General features: G+C 67.0%; 21 protein-coding genes. 8 read left to right on the forward strand and 13 right to left on the reverse strand.

Annotated elements, in window-relative coordinates; all coding sequences use genetic code 11:
* Nucleotides 1–126: 126 nt before the first annotated feature.
* From CA237_RS15075 to coxB, 13 genes are all read right to left on the reverse strand, one after another.
* Entirely contained in the window at nucleotides 127–993 is an 867-nt protein-coding gene (locus tag CA237_RS15075) for a class I SAM-dependent methyltransferase (protein ID WP_126014567.1), read from the reverse strand.
* Nucleotides 993–2,387 carry a threonine synthase gene (gene thrC / locus CA237_RS15080; RefSeq protein WP_066688934.1) on the reverse strand — a complete coding sequence of 465 codons (1,395 nt, stop codon included), beginning with the start codon at nucleotides 2,385–2,387 and terminating at the stop codon, nucleotides 993–995. Before thrC ends, CA237_RS15075 begins: the two co-directional genes overlap by 1 nt.
* Before the next feature lie 10 nt (nucleotides 2,388–2,397).
* The gene (locus CA237_RS15085; RefSeq protein ID WP_066688932.1) at nucleotides 2,398–3,006 is read right to left on the reverse strand and encodes an SURF1 family protein; all 609 of its coding nucleotides are present in this window, start codon (nucleotides 3,004–3,006) and stop codon (nucleotides 2,398–2,400) included.
* Entirely contained in the window at nucleotides 3,003–3,386 is a 384-nt protein-coding gene (locus tag CA237_RS15090) for a DUF983 domain-containing protein (RefSeq protein WP_066688931.1), read from the reverse strand. The genes CA237_RS15085 and CA237_RS15090 overlap by 4 nt, the downstream gene beginning before the upstream one ends.
* A complete protein-coding gene (locus CA237_RS15095) occupies nucleotides 3,386–4,300 on the reverse strand; it encodes a cytochrome c oxidase subunit 3 (RefSeq protein ID WP_066689035.1) in 915 nt (304 codons plus the stop codon). The genes CA237_RS15090 and CA237_RS15095 overlap by 1 nt, the downstream gene beginning before the upstream one ends.
* 52 nt (nucleotides 4,301–4,352) lie before the next feature.
* A complete protein-coding gene (locus CA237_RS15100) occupies nucleotides 4,353–4,886 on the reverse strand; it encodes a cytochrome c oxidase assembly protein (RefSeq protein ID WP_066688927.1) in 534 nt (177 codons plus the stop codon).
* Complete coding sequence (locus CA237_RS20160) at nucleotides 4,883–5,017, reverse strand: hypothetical protein (protein ID WP_268794971.1); 135 nt, start codon at nucleotides 5,015–5,017, stop codon at nucleotides 4,883–4,885. Before CA237_RS20160 ends, CA237_RS15100 begins: the two co-directional genes overlap by 4 nt.
* Nucleotides 5,014–5,913, reverse strand: coding sequence for a heme o synthase (locus CA237_RS15105; RefSeq protein WP_126014569.1), 900 nt, complete (start codon nucleotides 5,911–5,913; stop codon nucleotides 5,014–5,016). Before CA237_RS15105 ends, CA237_RS20160 begins: the two co-directional genes overlap by 4 nt.
* 317 nt (nucleotides 5,914–6,230) lie before the next feature.
* Nucleotides 6,231–8,537: a TonB-dependent receptor gene (locus CA237_RS15115; RefSeq protein ID WP_126014573.1), complete on the reverse strand. Its 2,307-nt coding sequence runs from the start codon at nucleotides 8,535–8,537 to the stop codon at nucleotides 6,231–6,233.
* 169 nt (nucleotides 8,538–8,706) lie between these two features.
* Nucleotides 8,707–10,098 (reverse strand): DUF1501 domain-containing protein, encoded by a 1,392-nt coding sequence (locus CA237_RS15120; protein WP_232307875.1) that lies wholly within the window; start codon nucleotides 10,096–10,098, stop codon nucleotides 8,707–8,709.
* Nucleotides 10,095–11,864 (reverse strand): DUF1800 domain-containing protein, encoded by a 1,770-nt coding sequence (locus tag CA237_RS15125; RefSeq protein WP_241215510.1) that lies wholly within the window; start codon nucleotides 11,862–11,864, stop codon nucleotides 10,095–10,097. Before CA237_RS15125 ends, CA237_RS15120 begins: the two co-directional genes overlap by 4 nt.
* A 265-nt stretch (nucleotides 11,865–12,129) precedes the next feature.
* A complete protein-coding gene (gene ctaD, locus CA237_RS15130) occupies nucleotides 12,130–13,788 on the reverse strand; it encodes a cytochrome c oxidase subunit I (protein ID WP_126014577.1) in 1,659 nt (552 codons plus the stop codon).
* A 1-nt stretch (nucleotide 13,789) separates the two neighbouring features.
* Entirely contained in the window at nucleotides 13,790–14,977 is a 1,188-nt protein-coding gene (coxB, locus tag CA237_RS15135) for a cytochrome c oxidase subunit II (protein ID WP_126014578.1), read from the reverse strand.
* A 204-nt stretch (nucleotides 14,978–15,181) separates the two neighbouring features.
* Here coxB and pyrE point away from each other — a divergent pair, with 204 nt between their 5' ends.
* From pyrE to CA237_RS15175, 8 genes are all read left to right on the forward strand, one after another.
* Nucleotides 15,182–15,763, forward strand: coding sequence for an orotate phosphoribosyltransferase (gene pyrE, locus CA237_RS15140; protein WP_126014580.1), 582 nt, complete (start codon nucleotides 15,182–15,184; stop codon nucleotides 15,761–15,763).
* Nucleotides 15,760–16,488 (forward strand): pyridoxine 5'-phosphate synthase, encoded by a 729-nt coding sequence (locus tag CA237_RS15145; protein ID WP_126014582.1) that lies wholly within the window; start codon nucleotides 15,760–15,762, stop codon nucleotides 16,486–16,488. Before pyrE ends, CA237_RS15145 begins: the two co-directional genes overlap by 4 nt.
* Nucleotides 16,489–16,642: 154 nt before the next feature.
* Nucleotides 16,643–17,050 (forward strand): holo-ACP synthase, encoded by a 408-nt coding sequence (gene acpS / locus CA237_RS15150; protein WP_126014584.1) that lies wholly within the window; start codon nucleotides 16,643–16,645, stop codon nucleotides 17,048–17,050.
* An 8-nt stretch (nucleotides 17,051–17,058) separates the two neighbouring features.
* Nucleotides 17,059–18,012 (forward strand): signal peptidase I, encoded by a 954-nt coding sequence (gene lepB / locus CA237_RS15155; protein WP_126014586.1) that lies wholly within the window; start codon nucleotides 17,059–17,061, stop codon nucleotides 18,010–18,012.
* Nucleotides 18,009–18,647: a maleylacetoacetate isomerase gene (maiA, locus tag CA237_RS15160; RefSeq protein ID WP_126014588.1), complete on the forward strand. Its 639-nt coding sequence runs from the start codon at nucleotides 18,009–18,011 to the stop codon at nucleotides 18,645–18,647. The genes lepB and maiA overlap by 4 nt, the downstream gene beginning before the upstream one ends.
* A 42-nt stretch (nucleotides 18,648–18,689) precedes the next feature.
* Complete coding sequence (locus tag CA237_RS15165) at nucleotides 18,690–19,604, forward strand: hypothetical protein (RefSeq protein ID WP_126014590.1); 915 nt, start codon at nucleotides 18,690–18,692, stop codon at nucleotides 19,602–19,604.
* Nucleotides 19,604–20,116: a DUF2141 domain-containing protein gene (locus CA237_RS15170; protein WP_066689027.1), complete on the forward strand. Its 513-nt coding sequence runs from the start codon at nucleotides 19,604–19,606 to the stop codon at nucleotides 20,114–20,116. Before CA237_RS15165 ends, CA237_RS15170 begins: the two co-directional genes overlap by 1 nt.
* A 12-nt stretch (nucleotides 20,117–20,128) precedes the next feature.
* A complete protein-coding gene (locus CA237_RS15175; RefSeq protein WP_066688907.1) occupies nucleotides 20,129–21,322 on the forward strand; it encodes a glycosyltransferase in 1,194 nt (397 codons plus the stop codon).
* Nucleotides 21,323–21,331 lie beyond the last annotated feature (9 nt).

The raw sequence follows: 21,331 nt of genomic DNA on the forward strand, positions 1-21,331 counted from the left end.
ATGCGGGGAGGGGGACCAGCCGCAGGCTGGTGGAGGGGCATTGCCCCCTGCGCTGCGTTCGCGGTGACGCCCCTCCACCCCTCGCTACGCGAGCGGTCCCCCTCCCCATCGAAGATGGGGAGGATCTTAGCGGGACCACCGCGCGAAAATCGCTGTCGGCAGGACCAGCCCGCGCGTCTCCTCGCGCACGCCCAGTTCGCCGCATTCGACCGTGCCGCCCAGATCGCCGAGCGACTGGCGCAGCAATTCGCCGATCGCCAGCGCCGACATCCGCACCGCGTACACCGTCAGGAACAGGAACCGCGACTTGCCATCGAGCAACTGGCGGCAATCGGCGATCAGGCCAGGGAGGTGCTCCTCCAGCTTCCACACTTCGCCATTCGGCCCACGGCCCCATTTGGGCGGGTCGAGAATGATGCCGTCATAACGCCGTCCCCGCCGCACCTCGCGGCCCACGAACTTGGCGGCGTCCTCGACCAGCCAGCGGACCGGCTTGTCGGTCATCTCCGACAGCGCCGCATTCGCGCGCGCCTGCTCGACCGACTTCTTCGACGCATCGACATGGACGACGCGCGCGCCCGCGCTGGCAAGCGCGAGGCTGCCGACCCCGGTATAGCCAAACAGGTTCAGGCATTCCGGATCACTCGCCCCGTCCAGCCGCCCGCGCATCCAGTCCCACACCGGCGCCATGTCGGGAAAGAAGCCGAGATGGCGGAACGGCGTGTTGCTGGCCGAAAAGCGCACCTCGCGCCACGTCAGCGGCCAGTCGCGCGGAGGCTGCTTGAAGAATTGCCAGCGCCCGCCGCCATCCTCGTCCGATCCGGGCACGAACTCGCCATGCGCGTCCCACCGGTCGAGTGCCGGCGCCCACATCGCCTGCGGCTCCGGCCGGATGAAGCGGAACGGGCCATAGCGTTCCAGCTTGCGACCATGGCCGCAATCGATCAGCCCGTAATCGCCCCATGGCTCGCCGATAAGTGCGATCGGGTCCATTACGCGCGGGGCGTCGCCCGTTCGGCGATCCAGGCAGTTACCGCTTCGAAGGTAGCGGGCAGGGTGACATAGCGTTCCTCGCGCTCGAACAGGTCGCCGACGCGCGGGGGCAGCGGGGCGCGGGTGCCGATGGCACGTTCGACCGCGTCGGGGAACTTGGCCGGGTGCGCGGTCGCCAGCGTGACCATCGGCGCGTCGATGCCGCTGTCGAGCGCGGCGGCAAGCGCGATGGCGGTGTGCGGGTCGATCGTCTGCGCGGCGTTGTCGCATGCCCAGCGCATCGCCTGCGCCATGCGGTCGGCATCGACGCGCGCGCTCTGGAACAGCGAGGCCGCGCCCTGTTGCTGCGCATTGGTCAGCCGCATCGCCCGGCTCGATTCGAACCCGCGCATCTGGTCGCCCAGCGCCAGCCCGTCGCGCCCGCCCAGATCGTGCAGCAGTCGTTCGAAGTTCGAGCTGACCTGGATATCCATCGACGGGGTGGCGGTCGGCGTTACCGTCGCGCTCGAATAATCGCCGGTCGACAGCGCGCGGTGCAGGATGTCGTTGACGTTGGTCGCGACGATCAGCCTGGCGATCGGCAGCCCCATCTGCGCCGCGACATAGCCTGCGAACACGTCGCCGAAATTGCCGGTCGGGACCGAGAAGGCGATCGCCTTGTCCGGTCCGCCCAGCCGTACGGCGGCGTAGAAATAATAGACCACCTGCGCCATCAACCGCGCCCAGTTGATCGAATTGACGGCGGACAGGCGGAAGCGCCCCGAGAAGCCGGGATCGTTGAACATCGCCTTGACCAGCGCCTGCGCCGTGTCGAAGTCGCCTTCGATCGCGATATTGTGGACGTTGGGCGACAGCACGGTCGTCATCTGCCGCCGCTGCACGTCGGACACGCGGCCCGCCGGGTGCAGCATGAAGATGTCGATATTCTCGCGACCCGCCACCGCGTCGATCGCGGCCGATCCGGTGTCCCCGCTGGTCGCGCCGACGATCGTCAGGCGTTCGCTGGTGCCGGTGAGGAAACGTTCGAACAACAGCCCCAGAAGCTGCAATGCAACGTCCTTGAACGCCAGCGTCGGGCCGTGGAACAGCTCCAGCAGCCACTGGTCATGGTCGAGCTGTACCAGCGGGGTGACGCCCTTGTGGCTGAAGCGGCCATAGGCGGTTTCGCATAGCGCGCGCAGTTCGTCTTCCGACAGCGAGTCGCCGACGAACGGCAGCATCACCCGCACCGCCGTTTCGGCATAGCTGAGGCCCGCCAGCGCCGCGATATCGTCACGGGTCAGCGTCGGCCACTCGGTCGGGACATACAGCCCGCCATCGCGTGCCAATCCGGCCAGCGTCGCGCCGGCGAAGTCGAGTTCGGGCGCATCGCCCCTGGTGCTGACATACCGCATGGGGGTGCGGTTAGCGGCTACGACGACGAAGTGCCAGCAAGTATATGATGACCGCGGCCAAGGCGAAGCCGAACCATTGCAGCGCATAGCCCAGATGATTGTCGGGCAGGCTGGCCGGATCGGGGCGCTGGCTGGGCGACAGGCCCGGTGCGGCGACGTCCGACACGATCATCGGCGCGGGTGGCGCGGCATGGCCGGTCATCCGGTCGAGCAGGGTCGGCCCGCCCGGCGCGTGGCTCAAGGTGCCGGCGACCGCGCCGCCGGCCCAGACCGGGCGCAGCTTCGGGTCGGTCGCGACACCCATGTCGACGCGGAAGCGCTGGCCGGTCGGTGACTGGCAGGCGGCGATATGGCGATAGCCCGAGGTGCCGTTTGCCGTGCGGCCGGCGCCCATCGTCCACCCCTCGACCCGGGCACAAGTGGCGGTAACGCGCGCGAACAGCAGCTCGTCGGCGATCCGCGGCGGCAAGGGCTGGGCCGGGCGGTCGAGATTGGCGGTGGCGCGCGCGATCAGCGCGGCCTTTTCGGTACGGCGCTGCAACTGCCAGACGCCGAGCGCGATCATGGCGGCGACCGCGAGCAGGACGATAAGGGTCGGCAGGACGGGCAGGCGCTTCATGGGCGGGGGGCGATTTTGCCTTCGCGCGCGGCGTTGCGATATTCGAGCGCCAGCAGCATGCCCTTGGCGATCCGGAGCGACCCGACCACGCCGCCGATGGTCAGCGGTATCCACAGCAGGGCATGGACCCACCACGGTGGCCCCACCTTCAGGTCGAGCCAGATGGCGAGGATGGTGACGATGCCGCCCAGGATCAGCGTCAGGAACGCCGCCGGTCCGTCGCCGACATTGAACGCCGAGAAATCAAGGGCACAGGCGCCGCACCGGTCGGCAAAGGCGACGGGGCCACGGAACAAGGTCGTGGCCCCGCAGCGCGGACACAGGCCGCGCATGCCGCAATCGAAGGGCGCGGGACCGCCCGCGCCCACCGGATCAGGCATCAGCCACCATGGATCGGCGCGCCCCAGCCGCCCCAGACATAGATGACGACGAACAGGAACAGCCACACCACGTCGACGAAATGCCAGTACCAGGCGGCCGCTTCGAAGCCGAAATGCTGCTTGGGCGTAAAGTCGCCCTTGTAGGCGCGGATCAGGTTGACGGCGAGGAAGATGGTGCCGACGAGCACGTGGAAGCCGTGGAACCCGGTCGCCATGTAGAAGGCGGCGCCATAGTTCAGCCCCGCGAACGGCATCGGCGCATGGATATACTCATAGGCCTGGATGCACGAGAACAGCGCGCCCAGAAGGACGGTCAGCCACAGCCCCTTCTTGACGCCGTCATTCTCGCCCACGCCGATCGCGCCCCACAGCCCCTTGAGCTTGCCGCCGCGCTGGTTGTGGATCAGCGCATGGTGTGCCCAGGTGACGGTCGTGCCCGACAGCAGCAGGATGAAGGTGTTGAGCAGCGGCAGCTCGAACGCGTTAAGCACTTCGAGGCCCGCCGGCGGCCATTGCGCGGTGACCGCGGTGTTGCCTGCCTCGATCAGCGAGACGCCGTCCTCATGGCTGTACTGGATCGCGGCGGGGAACAGCGAAAAGTCGAACCACGACCAGAACCAGCCGACGAAGAACATCACTTCGGACGCGATGAACAGGATCATGCCGTAGCGCAGGTGCAGCTGCACGACCGGGGTATGGTCGCCGGCCTTCGCCTCGCGGATGACGTCCGCCCACCAGAAGCCCATGCACGACAGCGTGGCGATCAGCCCCGCGCCGAACACCAGCCCGCCCAGCGCCGCCTCGTTCATCCACATGACCCCACCCGCTGCCAGCGCGAACGCGGCCAGCGAACTCGCCAGCGGCCAGATGCTGGGGGGAAGGATGTGAAAATCGTGGTTCTTCGCGCCTGCCATCATCCATCCCTATATGCGTCGCGCCTGTGCCGGTGCGTAATTCTGCGCGATCCTAGCTGGTCGTCGCGGCCGAATCCACCGGGTAAAATGTGTAGGACAGCGTGATCGCGCGAATGTCCTTCGCATCCGGGTCGTCATGGATCTTCGGATCGACGAAGAAGATGACCGGCATCCGCACCTTCTCACCCGGCTGCAGCGTCTGTTCGGTGAAGCAGAAGCACTGGATCTTCGTGAAATATTTTCCCGCCTGACTGGGCGTCACGTTGAAGGTCGCGGTGCCGGTGACCGGGCGGCCCGACACGTTCTTGGCGGTGAAGAACGCCATGTCGCGCGCGCCGATATCGACGGTTTCCGATGCGCGTTCGGGCTTGAACTCCCAGCCAAGTGCGGGGTTCGAGTTGGCGTCGAAGCGCACCACGACCTTGTCGCCGATGCCGCCGGGCGCTGCCTGCCCGCGCTGCGTCGTGCCGTTGAACCCGGTCACCTGACAGAACATGCGGTAGAGCGGCACGCTGGCGAAGCCGACCCCGGTCATGCCGACCACGGCCGCGGCGGCGAACAGGGCGGTGCGCAGGTTGCGGGTCACGCGCCCATCCCGGCGCGAATCTTGACGATGGTGATCGCGAACATCAGCAGCACGAACGCGCCGAGCAGCCACGCCATCACCTTCGCCCGTTCGCGCTGGCGCGCGCGGATGCGGTCGTCGTGCTCGCTCATGCCACCACCCACCGGTCGGCGACCAGCGCGCCGAACATCGCAAAGAGATACAGGATCGAGAAAGCGAACAGCCGCTTTTCGGGCTTCATCTTGTCTTCGGGGCCGGTCCTGCGCGTCGCGACCTGCACCGCCAGCACGCCGAAGGTCGCGGTCAGCAGGCACGCGGCGATGCCGTAGATCGGACCGGTGAGGCCCAGCGGCCATGGCGCCACCGCGACGGCGGCCATCGGGATGGTGTACAGCCCGATCTGCGTCCGCGTCACCCGCTCGCCCGCCACCACCGGCAGCATCGGCACACCGGCATTGGCGTAATCGGTCTTCACGAACAGCGCCAAGGCCCAGAAATGCGGCGGCGTCCACAGGAAGACGAGGCTGAACAGCAGGAACGGCAGCAGCGCGACATCGCCGGTCGCCGCCGCCCAGCCGATCAGCGGCGGAAACGCCCCCGCCGCGCCGCCGATGACGATGTTCTGCGGCGTGCGGCGCTTGAGCCACACGGTATAGACCAGCACGTAGAACAGGATCGAGACGGTCAGGATGATCGCGGCGGGGACATTCACGGCCAGCCCCATCAGCACGACCGAGAAGATCGCGAGGCCGACACCGAAATGCAGCGCCGATTCGCGCTCCATCCGCCCGGCGGGCAGCGGGCGGCCCTGCGTCCGCTTCATCTTCGCGTCGAGATCGGCCTCATACCATTGGTTCAGCGCACCGGCGGCGCCGGCACCGAGCGCGATGCACAGCACGGCGGTGAAGCCCAGCACCGGATGGATCGGCACGGGGGCTGCCAGCATCCCGCACAGGCCGGTGAAGACGACCAGCGTCATCACGCGGGGCTTGGTCAGGGCCAGGAAGTCGCGCCAGTCGGCGGGCAGGGTGATCGTCTGCGCGGTCATCGCCGCTGTATAGAGAGTTGTGCGGGCGGGGGAAAGCGGGTGTGAGGTTCGCGGTGCCCACCCCCGTCGTCATTCCCGCGAAGGCGGGAATCCATAGACGCAACGTCCATGATTCCCAACCAGCGCCAGCGGTTATGGACCCCCGCCTGCGCGGGGGTGACGATGGGGGTAGGGCGAGACCTTACCATCCCACCCCGTCATCCCGGCGAAGGCCGGGATCCATTGTGTCGGAAGCTGTCGAAAGAACCGCGACCGTCCCCCCATCCATGGATTCCGGCCTCCGCCGGAATGACGAACGGGGGGAAGCGCTCAGCCCCTTACCGGAACCTGCCCGACAGCGAGACACCGATGATCCGCGGATCGTTGAACACCGCGGCCATGTAATTCTCGATCACGCCCTTCAGGTTCTTTTCGTTGGTGATGTTGCGCGTGAACACCGACAGTTCCCACGCGTCGGACGGCGGAGCGTAACCGATCTTCAGCCCGCCTTCGAAATTGCCGTTCGCGGTGAATTCGGGCGCCCGGTACAGGGTGAACTGGGTATAGCCCTGCAGATTCCAGTCGGTGGCGATGAACACCCGCGACCCGTCGTTGAGCGGCTGATCCCAGCGCGCGGTCAGGTCGAGCGTATATTCGGGCGCATTGGGCAGCGGTTCGCCGTCGATCTGGGCAAAGGTGTTGGCGCCGACGCGGATCGTCGGGTTCTGTACGGTGCAGACCACCTGTCCGTTCAGCGCACAGACCTGCGCGAACACGCGCTTGTCGCGGATCGCCGAATGCAGCCAGCTGCCGCCGAGACCCAGCGTCAGCTGCGGCACCGGCTTCCAGTCCAGCTCGGCCTCGACGCCATAGGCCTGCGCCTTGTCGGCGTTGAACAGCACGCCGTTGCCGTTCGAATCATTGCCGTTCAGCTGGATGTCCTTGACCCGATAGCCGAAGACGGTGGCGTTCAGTCGCAGCGTGTTGTCGAGCAGGTTGCTCTTGAACCCGGTTTCAAACGACAGGATCGTTTCGGAATCCGCCGTGGTGAAATCGGCGTTGAACACCGCCGAGCGCCCCTGGATCGTCGGCCCGCGGAAGCCGCGCGCGACGCGCGAATACAGGCTCAATTCGTCGCTCGCCTTGTACAGCAGGCTGACGTCCCAGCTGGGTTCGGTCGACGACAGCTTGACGTCGGTGCGACCGCGATAGGTGACGACGTTCGCCGCGGTGTTGGCCGTCTTCACCAGCCGGGTGCGCTTCGTATCTTCGGTGATGCGCGCACCGGCGGTCAGCGTCAGCCGGTCGGTGAAGTCGTAATGCGCCTGTCCGAACGCCGCCCACGACGTGTTGGTATCCCGCAGCCGGACCCAGTTGTTGGGATTGCGCGCTGCCGTCGTCAGGAAGAATCCGCGCTGGTAGAATTCGGTGACGTCGCGATTGTCGAAATAGAAACCGCCGAGCTGGAAGCCGAACGGGCCGCTGCCGGTCGAGGCAAGGCGCAGTTCCTGCGACCATTGGTCGAGGTCGCGGATGTTGCCGCGGCTCTGACCGAAGCCGTTGGGCACGCCGTTCACCGGGAACAGCGCCGCCGCGCCGCCATCGGTATCGCCCCGGCTATAGCCGCTGGTCGTTTCGTACGCGGTGATCGAGGTCAGCTCGACCGGACCGAAATCGAACGCGGCGCGAGCCGATGCGCCATAGGTGTTGTACGCCTGCGGATTGTTGCCGCCTTCGTCCAGCGCCACGCGGTCGCGGGGTTCCGCCGACACGTCGTTCGACCCGCGCTTCAATGCCGCGCGGTGGAAGATGGTCGAGGTGCCCTCATACCAGCGGGCATGGCCCGACAGGTCGAGGGTGATCGCATCTGTCGGCTGCGCGCGCAGCTGCAGGCGCAGGTTGCGGTCGTCGAAGCCGCCCATCGCGTTCTTCTTGGGCGTCTGCGTATTGTCGGCGCTGAAGCCGGTATAGCTGTTGTCGACCCAATCGTCGCGGTGCTGGACCAGCGCCGACACGCGCACCATCAGCCCGTCGGCGATCGGCCCGCCGACCCCGGCGTCGAAGCTGGCGCTGTTATAGGTGCCGTACGACGCCTGTGCGCGGCTCTGGAAGGTGGCCGTCGGGCGGATCGTATCGAACTTGATGATGCCGGCGGTGGTGTTGCGGCCGAACAGCGACCCCTGCGGCCCGCGCAACACTTCGACCTGCGCCACATCATAGACCGGGTTCGACTTCAGCACGACATGTTCGAGGATCACGTCGTCCTGGATGACGGTGACCGGCTGCGACGCGCCGAGATAGAAGTCGATATTGCCCAGACCCCGGATGTAGAAGCGCGGGAAGATGCGGCCGGTGGTCGTCTCCGCATAGAGGCCGGGGATGCGACCCGACAGCGACAGCAGCGTGTCTTCGCCGCCCGACTGGAACTGGCGCAGGTCGTCGCCGCTCGCGACACCGACCGACAGCGGCGTGTTCTGCAACCGCTCTTCGCGGCGTTCGGCGGTGACGACGATGTCGCCGAGACCGGCATCCTCGCCCGGCGTGGCGGAGGTCGCGTCGGTCGGCGCATCGGCGGTCTGGGCGAATGCCGGCGTCGCGAGCGCGACGAACGCGGCGCTGACGAGCAGCGGCAGGCGGGTCTTCATTGGGTTTTCCTTCCCTGTGGTCGACCGCCCGAACGCCAACGCAAAGCCGCCCGGCGGTTCCCCCGAACCACCGGGCGGTAATCTGCTCGCATCGCGCCGCGGGCCGTCCCTGCCGCGCGCGCTAGGCGTATTTTATTTCGTTTCGATGACAGCCATCGGTCCGCTGCGCTCAGACGAAACCCTGCGACCAGCTCGACCGGTCGTAATTGCCGATATTGGGCAGTACGGTCGACAGGTCGCCGTCCGACACGCCGAACCACCGCGCCAGCGTCGAGGCATATTGATCGACCGCCATCGTCGGGATCAGCCGCCCCTGGCCGACATCGTCGCTGGTATTGTGGCCGATCGCCGGCGGCGCGCCATAGAGCCGCTTGCCCTTCACCGCGCCGCCCATGACGAAGTGCATCGACCCCCAGCCATGGTCGACGCCATTGCCGTTCGACGTCAGCGTCCGGCCGAAATCGGACCCGGTGAAGGTCGTCACCTTGTCCGCGACGCCCAGCGCGGCGGTGGTGTCGTGGAACGCGCGCATCGCATCGGCCAGCCGCCCGAGCAGCACCGGCTGCGACGTCGCCAGATTGTCGTGCAGGTCGAACCCGCCCATCGCGACGAAGAAGATCTGCCGCTTCGCACCGATCTGGCCCGAAATGGCGATCATCCGCGCGACCATCCGCAGCTGGTCGGCCAGCGAATTGCCGGTCGGGAACAGGTTGAGTGTCGATTCGGGCACGCCGGCCAGCGCATTGGCCAGTTGCGCCTGGGTATCCATCGCCCGCTTGTTCACCCGCGCATATTCGCTAGCGAACATGTGCGGATTAGTTTCGGACATCAGCCGCGCCAGCGTCTGCGCCGCGGTCGCCGATCCGTAGAGCGACGTCGCCCCGCGCAGCAGCGATACCGGGCCGCCGGTGCCGACATTATACTGGATCGCCTGCCGCCCGGTCAGGAAGACCGCATTGCCCGACGCGTTGATGCAGGTCAGCGTCGCCGACCCGTTGCCCGACTGGTACAGGTCGCCGATCCGCCCGCCCCAGCCCGATGCCGCGCCTTCCGGGCTGGAGGCCTGGAAAAAGCTCTGCTGGTCGTTGTGCGAAAACAGCTTGGGCGGCACGCGCACCGACTTGTTCAGATATTGCGCGCGCGTCGTCGGCTGGATCAGCGTCCCGACGTTCAGCGCGACCGCCAGCCGCCCCGCATCGAACAGCGGGTTGAGCTTCGCCATGGTCGGCGCCAGCGCATAGGCCCGCCCGCCCAGGTCGTTGTCGGGCAGCAGCGCCGTCGCCTGCAACGCATCGCGCGCCAGCGCGACGGTGCTGCGCGCGGTGCGATATTGCCCGTGCGACGTCGGGTCATAGGGGACCAGCGTGTTGTAATGGTCGTTGCCGCCCTGCAGGAAGATGCAGACCAGCGCCTTGTAATCGGTGGCGGTCGCCGCCGCCGCCTCGCCGATCGCGCCCAGGCTGGTGACGAACGGTGCGGCGACCCCCGCCATGCCGAGCGCGGCGGTGCGTTGCAGAAAGGCGCGGCGCGAGACGTCGTGCAGCATCGTCGGAGCGTTCATTTCAGCACCAGATAATCGGGCGAGGCGAGGGTCAGCAGGATCGCGGCCCCCGTGCGGTTGAGCGTCGCGTTGTTTGCGGTCAGCGGGATACTGTCGACCGCGGTGCGGATCGCGGTGACGGTCGCGCCGCGCAGCTGTCCGGCGGCAAGGATCAGGTTGACCTCGTCGACCAGCTTCTGGCTGTCCGACGCCAGCGCCATCATCGGCGCATAATCGGCCTTCACATCGCCGGTGCCGCCGCCGACCAGCGACTGCATATAGTTGATATAGGCGATGTTGGTCTGTTCGGTCGCGATCTGGAACTCGGGCGCGGTCATCCCGGCCTGCGCCATCGCGGTGCCGGGCGGGGAATAGCCCGGCCGCATGAAGCCGAATACGCTGGACGCGCGGCCGATCGACTGGCCCAGCCGCAGCGTCGTGTTGCTGGTATCGCCGATCGCCCAGGCGTCGCTCGGCGACGTGACGCCGAACGCGCGCGCCCAGTTGGTCAGGCGCTGGACGGGATCGCGCAGCCGCCCGGCGGTCGTGCTGGCCAAGGCTGCGGCATCGTCGCGGGCTTCGGGGTCGAGCAGGATCGCGCGGATCACCGCCTTCATGTCGCCGCGCACGCCGCTGCCGTTATTGGCGAAGGCGGCGGCGACGCGCCCGACATAGCCGCGGCTGGGGTTCGACGTCACCAGCCGCTGGATCAGCTGCTTCGATACGAACGGCGCGATGTTGGGATGGCGGAACAGGATGTCGAGCGCGGCATTGACCGCCGCCATCCCGCCGCCCGACACCGTCGCGCCCAGAAAGGTCGCCGATCCGGTTTCGTTGGCGGTGACCCAGATCCGCATCGGCGTGCGCATCCGTGCCGGGGTGCTGTTGTCGAAATCGACCGTGTTCAGCCCGGTGAACACCCGCGCGAGCTGCGACACATCGTCCAGCGTATAGGTTTCGAGCGGCACGCCGTTCGAGGTGCGGACGCTGCCATCCTGTTCGAGCTGATAGACGCCGAGCGTGAAGAGCTGCATCAGCTCGCGCGCGAAATTCTCGTCGGGCATCGACCCGTTCGACGCATCGGCCTTGCGGCTGCCCGCCGAACTCAGGAACGATCCCATCGCCGGGCTGAGCGCGACCGCACCCAGCAGGTCGCGATAATTGCCGAACGCATGCTCCAGCAGCACGTCATGATACGCCCCCATCGAAAAGGCGCGCCACGGCATGTTCAGCCCGCCGATCCCGACGACGAGGAAATCGAGCAGCGCCAGCGACACACGCTGCCGCAACGGATCGTTGCCGGCGATCGCCTGGCGCCAGACGCTGGCGTCATAGCCGTTCTGGCCGTTGAGGTTGGCGTTGACCGCGGCGTCGTTGAACCCCTTGGCCATCAGCCAGTCCCAATGGCTGGTATCGCGCGGCAGGGCGAACTGCGCGTCGATCCAGCCGGCGATGCCGCTGTTCAGCACCGCATCGATCGAGGCGCGGGTCGCACCCATCGTCGCCTGCGCCAGAAAGCGGCTGGCGCCCTGTGCGGTCAGCGCAGCGACGGTCGGGGTGGGGCTGGGCGTGGGGGTTGGGGCAGGCGTCGGGTTCGTTACCGTCACCAGTCCGCTGCCGCTGCCGCTCGACCCGTCGGACCCGCATGCCGCCAGCAGGGCCGACGCACTTACTATTCCGTGGGTTTCGAGCCGCGTTCGGGGCTTTGGCGCGGGATGGCCCTCGCCGTCCAACCCTGAAAGCGTCTCTCCTTCCAAATCGTCAAAACTCGACGGATCGCCCAACATCGGCATTCCCCTACGCACCCTGCCCGCGGTGGTAGCGCCGTTATGGTTGGGAAATGCTTAATGGAATGATTCGTCTGAAAAAAATGCGCAACAACGCGCGTCAGGTGCGAATTGTTCCAAGGCCTGGCAAATAATCATTACGATATCGTACTGAGCTTGCAGCGGCAGAAAGGCGCTGAACACCATTACCGTCTTTGCCGTTACCAAAAGAAAAACGCCCCGGATTGCTCCGGGGCGTCCTTTCGTTTCGATGCTGCAATGAAGATCAGTCGATCTTGGGCAGGGTTTCGAACTGGTGGAAGGGCGGGGGCGAGCTGAGCGTCCATTCCAGCGTCGTGGCACCTTCGCCCCACGGATTGTCCGCCGCCTTGCGTCCCGCCATCAGCGAGATGACGATGTTGACGAAGAAGAACACCATGCCCAGCGCCATGATGCCGTATCCGGCCGAGGCGATATGGTTGAAGAAGGCATAGGCGTCCGGATAGTCCGGGTAACGCCGCGGCATCCCCTGCGTGCCGAGGAAGTGCATCGGGAAGAACATGACGTTCACGCCGATGAAGAACACCCAGAAGTGCAGCTTGCCGAGCAGTTCGTTGTACATCCGGCCCGACATCTTCGGGAACCAGTAGTAGAAGCCGGCGAACAGCGCGAACACTGCGCCCAGCGACAGCACGTAGTGGAAGTGCGCGACGACATAATAGGTGTCGTGCAGCACGTCGTCGACGCCGCCATTGGCCAGCACCACGCCGGTCACGCCGCCGACGGTGAACATGAAGATGAACCCGATCGCCCACAGCATCGGCGTGGGGAAACGGAGCGACCCGCCCCACATCGTCGCGATCCACGAGAAGATCTTGATGCCGGTCGGCACCGCGATCAGCATCGTGGCGGCGGTGAAGTACATCTTGGTGTTCACGCTGAGGCCGGTGGTGAACATGTGGTGCGCCCACACGACGAAGCCGACCGCGCCGATCGCGACCATGGCGTAGGCCATGCCGAGATAGCCGAACACCGGCTTCTTGCTGAACGTCGCGACGATGTGGCTGATGATGCCGAAGCCCGGCAGGATCATGATGTACACTTCGGGGTGGCCGAAGAACCAGAACAGATGCTGGTACAGGATCGGGTCGCCACCGCCGGCGGGATCGAAGAAGGTCGTGCCGAACTTGCGATCGGTCAGCAGCATCGTGATCGCGGCGGCCAGCACCGGCAGCGCCAGCAGCAGCAGGAACGCGGTAACCAGCACCGACCATACGAACAGCGGCATCTTGTGCAGGGTCATGCCCGGCGCGCGCATGTTGAAGATGGTGGTGATGAAGTTGATCGCGCCCAGGATCGATGACGCACCGGCCAGGTGCAGCGACAGGATCGCCATGTCGACGCTCGGCCCCGGTTCGCCATAGGTCGACAGCGGGGCATAGACCGTCCAGCCGGTGCCGGCGCCGCCGCCGAACATCGTGCTGCCCAGCAGCAGGAGGAAGGCGGGAATCAGCAGCCAGAACGAGATGTTGTTCATGCGCGGGAACGCCATGTCCGGCGCACCGATCATGATCGGCACGAACCAGTTGCCGAAGCCGCCGATCATCGCCGGCATCACCATGAAGAACACCATGATGAGGCCGTGGGCGGTGATGAGCACGTTCCAGAAATGGAGCGCCTGATCGCCTTCATGGCCCGACAGCCAGGGCAGCCACTGAATGCCCGGTTCGGCCAGTTCGAGGCGCATGATGCCCGAAATCGCGCCGCCGATGATCCCCGCGACGATTGCGAAGATCAGGTACAGCGTGCCGATGTCCTTGTGGTTGGTCGACATGAACCACCGGGCGAAGAAGCCCGGCTTGTGGTCCGCATCGTGATGGTGCGCGTCATGGCCATGTCCGTGCGCGTCGAACGCGTTATGGCCGGAAAGGGCGGTATCGGTCATCTTACTGGTCCACATTGCCGACGCCGCCGCCGTTGCCGGTGGCGCGCTGGGTGGAGGGAGAGGCGGCTTCGGTCGCGTTGACCACCGGTACGTCGGCGGCCTCGCTCGCGTTCGACGTGTCGTCGGCGACATCGGCGCCCGGCTGCGGGATCACGGCGTTGCTGGGCGCGGCGGCTTCGGCGGCGCCGGGCAGCGTGCCGCCCTTGGCCTGGATCCACTGGTTGAACTGCGCCACCGGCACCGCTTCGACCGCGATCGGCATATACGCATGGCGCGCGCCGCACAGTTCGCTGCATTGGCCAAAATACAGGCCGGGCTTGTCGATGGTGAAGCTGGTTTCGTTCAGCCGTCCCGGCACTGCGTCGAGCTTTACCCAGAAAGCGGGGATCGCCCAGCTGTGGATCACGTCGGTCGCGGTGGTGATCAGGCGGATCGGCACGCCGACCGGCAGCACGATCCGGTTGTCGACCGCCAGCAGGCGCGGGCCGTCGGCATCGGTGCGATACCGCTGTCCGGCGGCGACCTCGTTGCGTTCCTTCAGCATGTTGGCGGTCACCGACACGCCGCCATAATCGGGATATTCGTACGACCAGAACCACTGGTTGCCGATCGCCTTGATCGTCACCGCATTGTCGGGCGCCGGCTTGAACTGGCGCGCGAGCAGACCGATCGACGGCACCGCGATCGCGGCGAGGATCAGCACCGGCGCGGCGGTCCAGATGATTTCGATGGCGGTGTTGTGCGACGTCTTGGACGGAACCGGGTTCGCCTTTTCACGGAACCGGATCACGACATAGGCGAGCAGGAACAGCACCAGCAGCGAGATGGCGACGATGACCGGCATCAGGATGTGGTTGTGAAAGGCTTTCGCCTCCTGCCCGTTCGGCGTGAACTGTGCCTGCAGGTCGACGGCGCGGTCGGACGGCTGACCGACATGCGGCACGGCGATCATGCGTGGCGAACCATCGCTGTTGAGCGTCGGGTCCTGCACCGCGGCCGGCGCGGGCGCATCGGCGGTCGCGGCGGGCGCCGCCTGTCCGGTCGGGTTGGCGGCGGCCGATCCGGGGGGCGGTGCGCCCGCCTGCGGCGCGGTCGCGACCTCGCCGGACCCCGGCGTCACCGCTTTCGGCGCGGCGGCGTGGGCGCCCCCGGCCAGCGCGGCGGCGGCCGCAAGTACCAACATCCTCATCCCAATGCTTCGCATCGTGTCGTGTCACCCCGTTAGTGGGCACGCGGCACGCTTCTTTGTCGGCGTGGTCGCGTGCGGCGGGCGTTTGGAAACCCTAACCCACCGGGCTATACGCGGCATGTCGCCTGGCCTCAAGCGATGGTTGCGAACGGGCGCTACGCGGGTTTAGAGCGGCGCGCGCAACCAACCGGTGGACGACAGCCCATGAACGACGACGCGATCCTCGACGAATTCCGTGCAGCGGAGGCGCTGCTGGAGGGGCATTTCATCCTGTCGTCGGGGCTGCGCTCGTCGCGCTACCTGCAATGCGCCCGCGTGCTGATGGACCCGCGCCGCGCCGCGCGGCTGTGCGACGAACTCGCCAACCGCTTTCCGGCAGAATTGCGCGAACGAATCGACGTCGTGATCTCGCCGGCGATGGGCGGGGTGATCGTCGGCCATGAAATGGGCCGCTCGCTGGGCGTGCCCGCCATGTTCCTCGAACGGCCGACCGGCACCTTCGAACTGCGTCGCGGCTTCCGCATCGATCCGGGCACCCGCGTGCTGATGATGGAGGATGTCGTGACCACCGGCCTGTCCTCGCGCGAGGCGATCGCGGCGATCCAGGCGGCGGGGGGCGAAGTGGTCGCCGCCGCCTCGCTGGTCGACCGGTCGAACGGGTCGGCGGACCTGGGCGTGCCGTTCCTGCCGTTGATCCGGCTCGACGTGCCGAGCTATCATCCCGATGCGCTGCCCGCCGACCTCGCGGCTATTCCAGCGATCAAGCCGGGGAGCCGGGCGGCATGACCGGTCCGCTGCGGCTGGGGGTCAACATCGATCACGTCGCGACGGTGCGCAACGCCCGCGGCTCGGGCTATCCCGATCCGGTGCGCGCCGCGCTGCTGGCCGCCGAGCATGGCGCCGACGGCATCACCGCCCATCTGCGGGAGGATCGCCGCCACATCACCGACGCCGACATCGCCCGGCTGTCGAGCGAACTGACGCTGCCGCTCAACCTCGAAATGGCGGCGACCGAGGAGATGCTGGGCATCGCGCTGCGCCACCGCCCGCACGCGGCGTGCATCGTTCCCGAAAAGCGCGAGGAGCGCACGACCGAGGGCGGGCTGGACGTCGCCGGGCAGCAGGACAAGCTGGCGCCGATGGTCCACGCGCTGGCGGATGCCGGCGTGCGGGTGTCGCTGTTCATCGAACCCGACGCGGCGCAGATCGCCGCTGCCGTGGCGCTGGGCGTCCCGGTGGTCGAGCTGCACACCGGCCGCTATGCCGAACTGACCGGCGGGGAACAGGTCGCCGAACTGCGCCGCATCGCCGATGCCGCTGCGCTGGCGGCGAAGAACGGGATCGAGGTCCATGCCGGGCACGGGCTGACGTTCGATAACGTCGTGCCCATCGCCGCGATCCCGCAGGTGCGTGAGCTGAATATCGGGCATTTCCTGATCGGCGAGGCGATTTTCGGCGGGCTGGGGCCGGTCGTCGCGCGGATGAAGGAACTGATGGAGACGGCACGGTGAGGTCGTTCCCGATCCTCCCCATCGCAGATGGGGAGGGGGACCATGCGCAGCATGGTGGAGGGGGCGCCGGCGCAGTCGGCGCTGCGCGCCGCCCCTCCACCACCGCCTTTGGCGGCGGTCCCCCTCCCCAAGCAAGCTTGGGGAGGATACGGCCATGATCATCGGCCTGGGCTCCGACCTCTGCAATATCGAGCGGATCCAGAACTCGCTCGACCGGTTCGGCGACCGTTTTCTCCAGCGCGTCTTCACGCCGGTCGAACAGGCCAAGGCGGCAAAACGCCCCTTCACCCGCGCCGGCACCCTCGCCAAGCGCTTCGCGGCCAAGGAAGCCTTTTCCAAGGCGGTCGGCACCGGCTTCGCGCAAGGGGTGTTCATGCGCGACATCGGCGTGGTGAATGCGCGGTCGGGGGCGCCGACGCTGCACCTGACCGGGGGTGCGAAAGCACGGCTTGACGCGATGACGCCCGAGGGCCACGTCGCGGTGGTGCATCTGACGATGACCGACGACCATCCCTGGGCCCAGGCGTTCGTCATCATCGAGGCGCTGCCCGAGACAGAGTAGGACGTTTGATGGCCGATCATCTGGCGCTGGAGGACAACATGCCCGCGCCGTCGCAGCCGACCCCCGCCGCCAACACGTCCGCGCCTGCCCGCAGGCGGCTCGACTGGAAGGGTGAATTGCGCGGGCTGTTCTGGCTGTTGCTGGTGGTGCTGGGCTTCCACAGCTTTATCGCCAAGCCATTCTACATCCCGTCCGAATCGATGCTGCCGGGCCTGCGCGTCGGCGACCGGCTGGTGGTCAGCAAATATGCCTATGGCTGGTCGTTCGTGTCGCCGACCATTCCCAATCCGGTCGCGATGTTCCGCGACATCGTGCTGCGCCAGCCGCAGGAGACGTGGAGCGTCCAGCTGCCGGCATGGCATGGCCGCATCTGGGGTTCGATGCCCGAGCGCGGCGACGTGGTGATCGTGAAGCCGCCGGGCAGCAACACCGACCTGATCAAGCGCGTCATCGGCCTGCCGGGCGACCGGTTGGAGGTGGCGGGCGGTGTCGTCTACATCAACGACGTCGCCATCCCGCGCAAGGCGATGGGCGACGCGATGATCCCGGTCGACGCCAACACCAAATGCGATCCCGACCAATATCCGGGTGCGCTGGTTCGCACCGACAAGGGCGCCTTCTGCCGCCTGCCGGTCTATCGCGAGACGCTGCCGGGCGGCCGGCAATATGACACGATCGATTTCCGCTATTCGCAGGGCGACAATTTCCCGGCGATCGTGATCCCGGCCAACCACCTGTTCCTGATGGGCGACAATCGCGACAACAGCGCCGACAGCCGTTTTTCGGAGGCCGAGCGTGGACTGGGTGGCCCGGTGCCGTGGGAGAATATCGGCGGCCGGGCGGAGTTCATCACCTTCTCGCTCGACGGCACGACCAGCCTGAACCCGGCGACGTGGTTCAGCTCGTTCCGCAGTGGCCGGGCCGGCACCTCGCTGGTCCCGGCCCGGGGCGACGGGCAGTGAGCGGCTACACGCTCTACGACTATCACCGATCCTCGGCGGCGTACCGCGTCCGCATCGCGCTGAACCTGAAAGCGGTCGAGTGGCAGGGGGTGCCGGTGTCGCTGCTCAAGGGTGAGCAGCGCTCGCCCGAGCATCTGGCGCGCAGCCGCCAAGGACTGATCCCCGCGCTCGACATCGGCGGCGGCACGATGCTGACCCAGTCGCTGGCGATTCTCGACTGGCTGGACGCCACGCATCCGGAGCCGCGGCTATTCCCCGCCGACCCGCTGGAGCGCGCCCGCGCGATGGCGCTGGCGCTGGTGATCGTCGCCGACATTCATCCGATCGACAATCTGCGCGTGTTGGAGCGGCTGGAGGCGCAGTTCGGCGCCGATGTTGCCGCCAAAGCCGACTGGTATCGCCACTGGATTGCAGAAGGGCTGGGGGCGCTGGAGGCGGCGGCGCCCGAGCACGGCTTTTTCGGTGGTGAGACGCCGGGGGTGGTCGACTGCTGCCTCGTGCCGCAACTCTACAATGCGCGTCGGTTCGAGCTCGACCTGTCGCCCTGGCCGAAGCTGGTCGCGATCGATGCGCGGGCGGCCGGGCTGCCCGCGGTGGCGGCGGCGCACCCCGATGCGGTGGCGCCGGTCGCATGACGCTGGCGACTACGGGCGCGAACGGGTAGGACGTCGCGCGACATGGTAAGTGATGCCGAAGCTGCGGGCGCGCGTCCCGACCTTGCCGGGCTGGAGCCGCTCGACCGGTCGCGCCCGCGCTGGCCGCGGATTCTGGGGGCGATCCTTTCCGGATTGATGATCCTCGGGCTGGCGTGGGAGCTGTTCGACCATGGCTGGGCCGGGGTCGAACTGGCCGCGCCGGATTCGCCGTGGTTCTACCTGTTCTTCGCGCTCGCCTATTTTGCGCCGCCACTATTCGACTTCATCATCTTCCGGCGCCTGTGGCGGCTGCCGTTCGACGGGTTCGGGGCGCTGGTGCGCAAGCGGATCGCGAACGACGTGGTCATCGGCTATTCGGGCGACGTGTTCTTCTATGCCTGGGCCCGCGCCCGGTTGAAGATGGTGACGGCGCCGTTCGGCGCGGTGAAGGACGTGACGATCCTGTCGGGTATTGCCGGCAATATCGTGACGGTCGGCATGCTGGGCGTAGCGCTGCCCTTCGCGTTCGAACTGTTTCCGCCGGCGCAACTCCGGATGCTGGCATGGTCGTCGGCGGTGGCGGTCGGGATTTCGGGCGTGCTGCTGCTGTTCTCGCGCCGGGTCTTTTCGCTGCCGGGCGCCATGCTGCGCTGGATTTTCGGCGTGCATTGCGCGCGTCTGGTGCTCGGATCGCTGGCGTTCGGTATTGCCAGCTATTTCGCGATGCCCAATGTCTCGATCACCTGGTGGCTGTTCCTTGCTGCGGGTCGACTGGTCGTGGCGCGCCTGCCGCTGTTGCCGAACAAAGACCTTCTTTTCGCCAACTTCGCGATTATGTTTATCGGGCATGGCGAAGCCCTGTCCGACCTGGTCGCATTCATCGCGACCCTCACCCTGTTCACGCACGTGGTGCTGATGGCGGCATTCGGGCTTCCTGCGCTCGCAAGGAAAGAATGATGAAATTGCCCCTGACGCTGCTCGGTGCGGCGTTGCTCGCGGCCAGTCCCGCCGCCGCCCAGTCGATCGGCAGCGATGCCGCCGCGTGCAATGCGAACCAGGGGCCGGCGATCCGCGTCAACGTGGTAGGGCTGAAGGACCGCACCGGCCGGCTGAAGCTGGAACTCTATCCGGCGAACGACGACGATTTCCTGAAGGACGACCGCGACCTGCGCAAGGAGGGCAAGTTCTTTCGCCGGGTCTGGGCCACCATGCCCCAATCCGGCGCGGTGCAGTTGTGCATCCGCGCGCCGTCGCCCGGCCGCTATGCGCTGTTGTTCACCCATGACCGCGACGGGCGCAACAAGTTCAATTTCATGCGCGACGGGGCGGGCTTTCCGGGGCCGGCAAAGCTCGGCCGTGCCCGCCCGAAGCTGGCGCAGGCGATCGTCACCGTGCCCGCCGGCGTCACGACCACGACGGTGCGCGCCCAGTATCTGCGCGGGCTGGGCGGTTTCGCCCCGCTCGACTGAGCCGAACCCCCGATGCGCGTCGTCGACGTCAACGAATTCTACTCGCCGACCGGCGGGGGGGTCCGCACCTATATCGACCACAAGATGACGATCATGGCCGAGCTGGGCCATGAACTGATCGTCATCGCCCCGGCCAAGGAGAATGCGGTCGAGGAGCGGCCCGGCGGCGGGCGCATCCATTGGGTCAAGGCGCCGACGCTGATCCTCGACCCCAATTACGGCATCTTCGTGCGCGGCGGGGCGATCCATGCCCTGCTCGACGAACTGCATCCCGATGTGGTCGAGGCGTCGAGTCCGTGGCGCCCCGCGACCATCGTCGCCGACTGGCCCGGCCATGCGGTGAAGGTGTACTTCGCGCATAACGACAATGTCGGCGCCTATCCGCTGCGCTGGTTCGAACGGATGGCGAGCCGCGAACGGATCGAGGAGGCGTTCATGTGGTGGACGCGCTACATGGCGCGCTACCTCGACAAGATGGACGCGTTCGTCACCAACGGCCCGGCGCTGGAAAAGCGCCACGCCGCGCGTGGGCTGACCGTCCATGCGTCGATGCCGCTCGGCATCCAGCGCGGGTTCTTTTCACCCGAGCATCGCGACGAGCAGTTGCGGGCATCGCTGCTCGACCAGCTCGGCCTGCCGCCCGAAGGGCATCTGCTGCTGGGGCTGGGGCGACACCATGCCGAGAAACGCTGGCCGATGATCTTCGACGCGGTCGAGATGGCGGGCGAGCATCTGCCCGTCGGGATGATCCAGATCGGCAGCGGGGTGCATACCCGGCGCCTGGAACACCGGTTGAAGAACAGCCCGCATATCAAGCTGTTCCGCCCGGTCTATGACCGCGTCCGCCTCGCGCGGATCATGGCCAGCTGCGACGCGCTGATCCACGGATCGGATGCCGAGCCGTTCGGGCTGGTCGGGCTGGAGGGGCTGGCATCGGGCCTGCCGTTGATCGTGCCGGACGAGGGTGGCTGTGCCGAGATCGCCGAGCCGGCATTCGCCGAAACCTATGCCGCGCGCGATCCGCGCTCGGCGGCGGATGCGATCGAGCGGATGTTCGCGCGGGACTATGACGTGGTCAAGGCGGCGGCGAATGAAGCGGCGGCGCGGGTCCGGACCGACCGCGACCATGCGGTCGACCTGATGCGCTATTATGAGGGGTTGGTGGCGGAGAAGGCGCAGCGGTTCCCGGAGTGGTTCGCGAAGTAATCGATACTC

The sequence above is a fragment of the Sphingomonas sp. ABOLH genome (genome assembly GCF_003951715.1).
Lineage (GTDB): Bacteria > Pseudomonadota > Alphaproteobacteria > Sphingomonadales > Sphingomonadaceae > Sphingomonas > Sphingomonas hankookensis_A.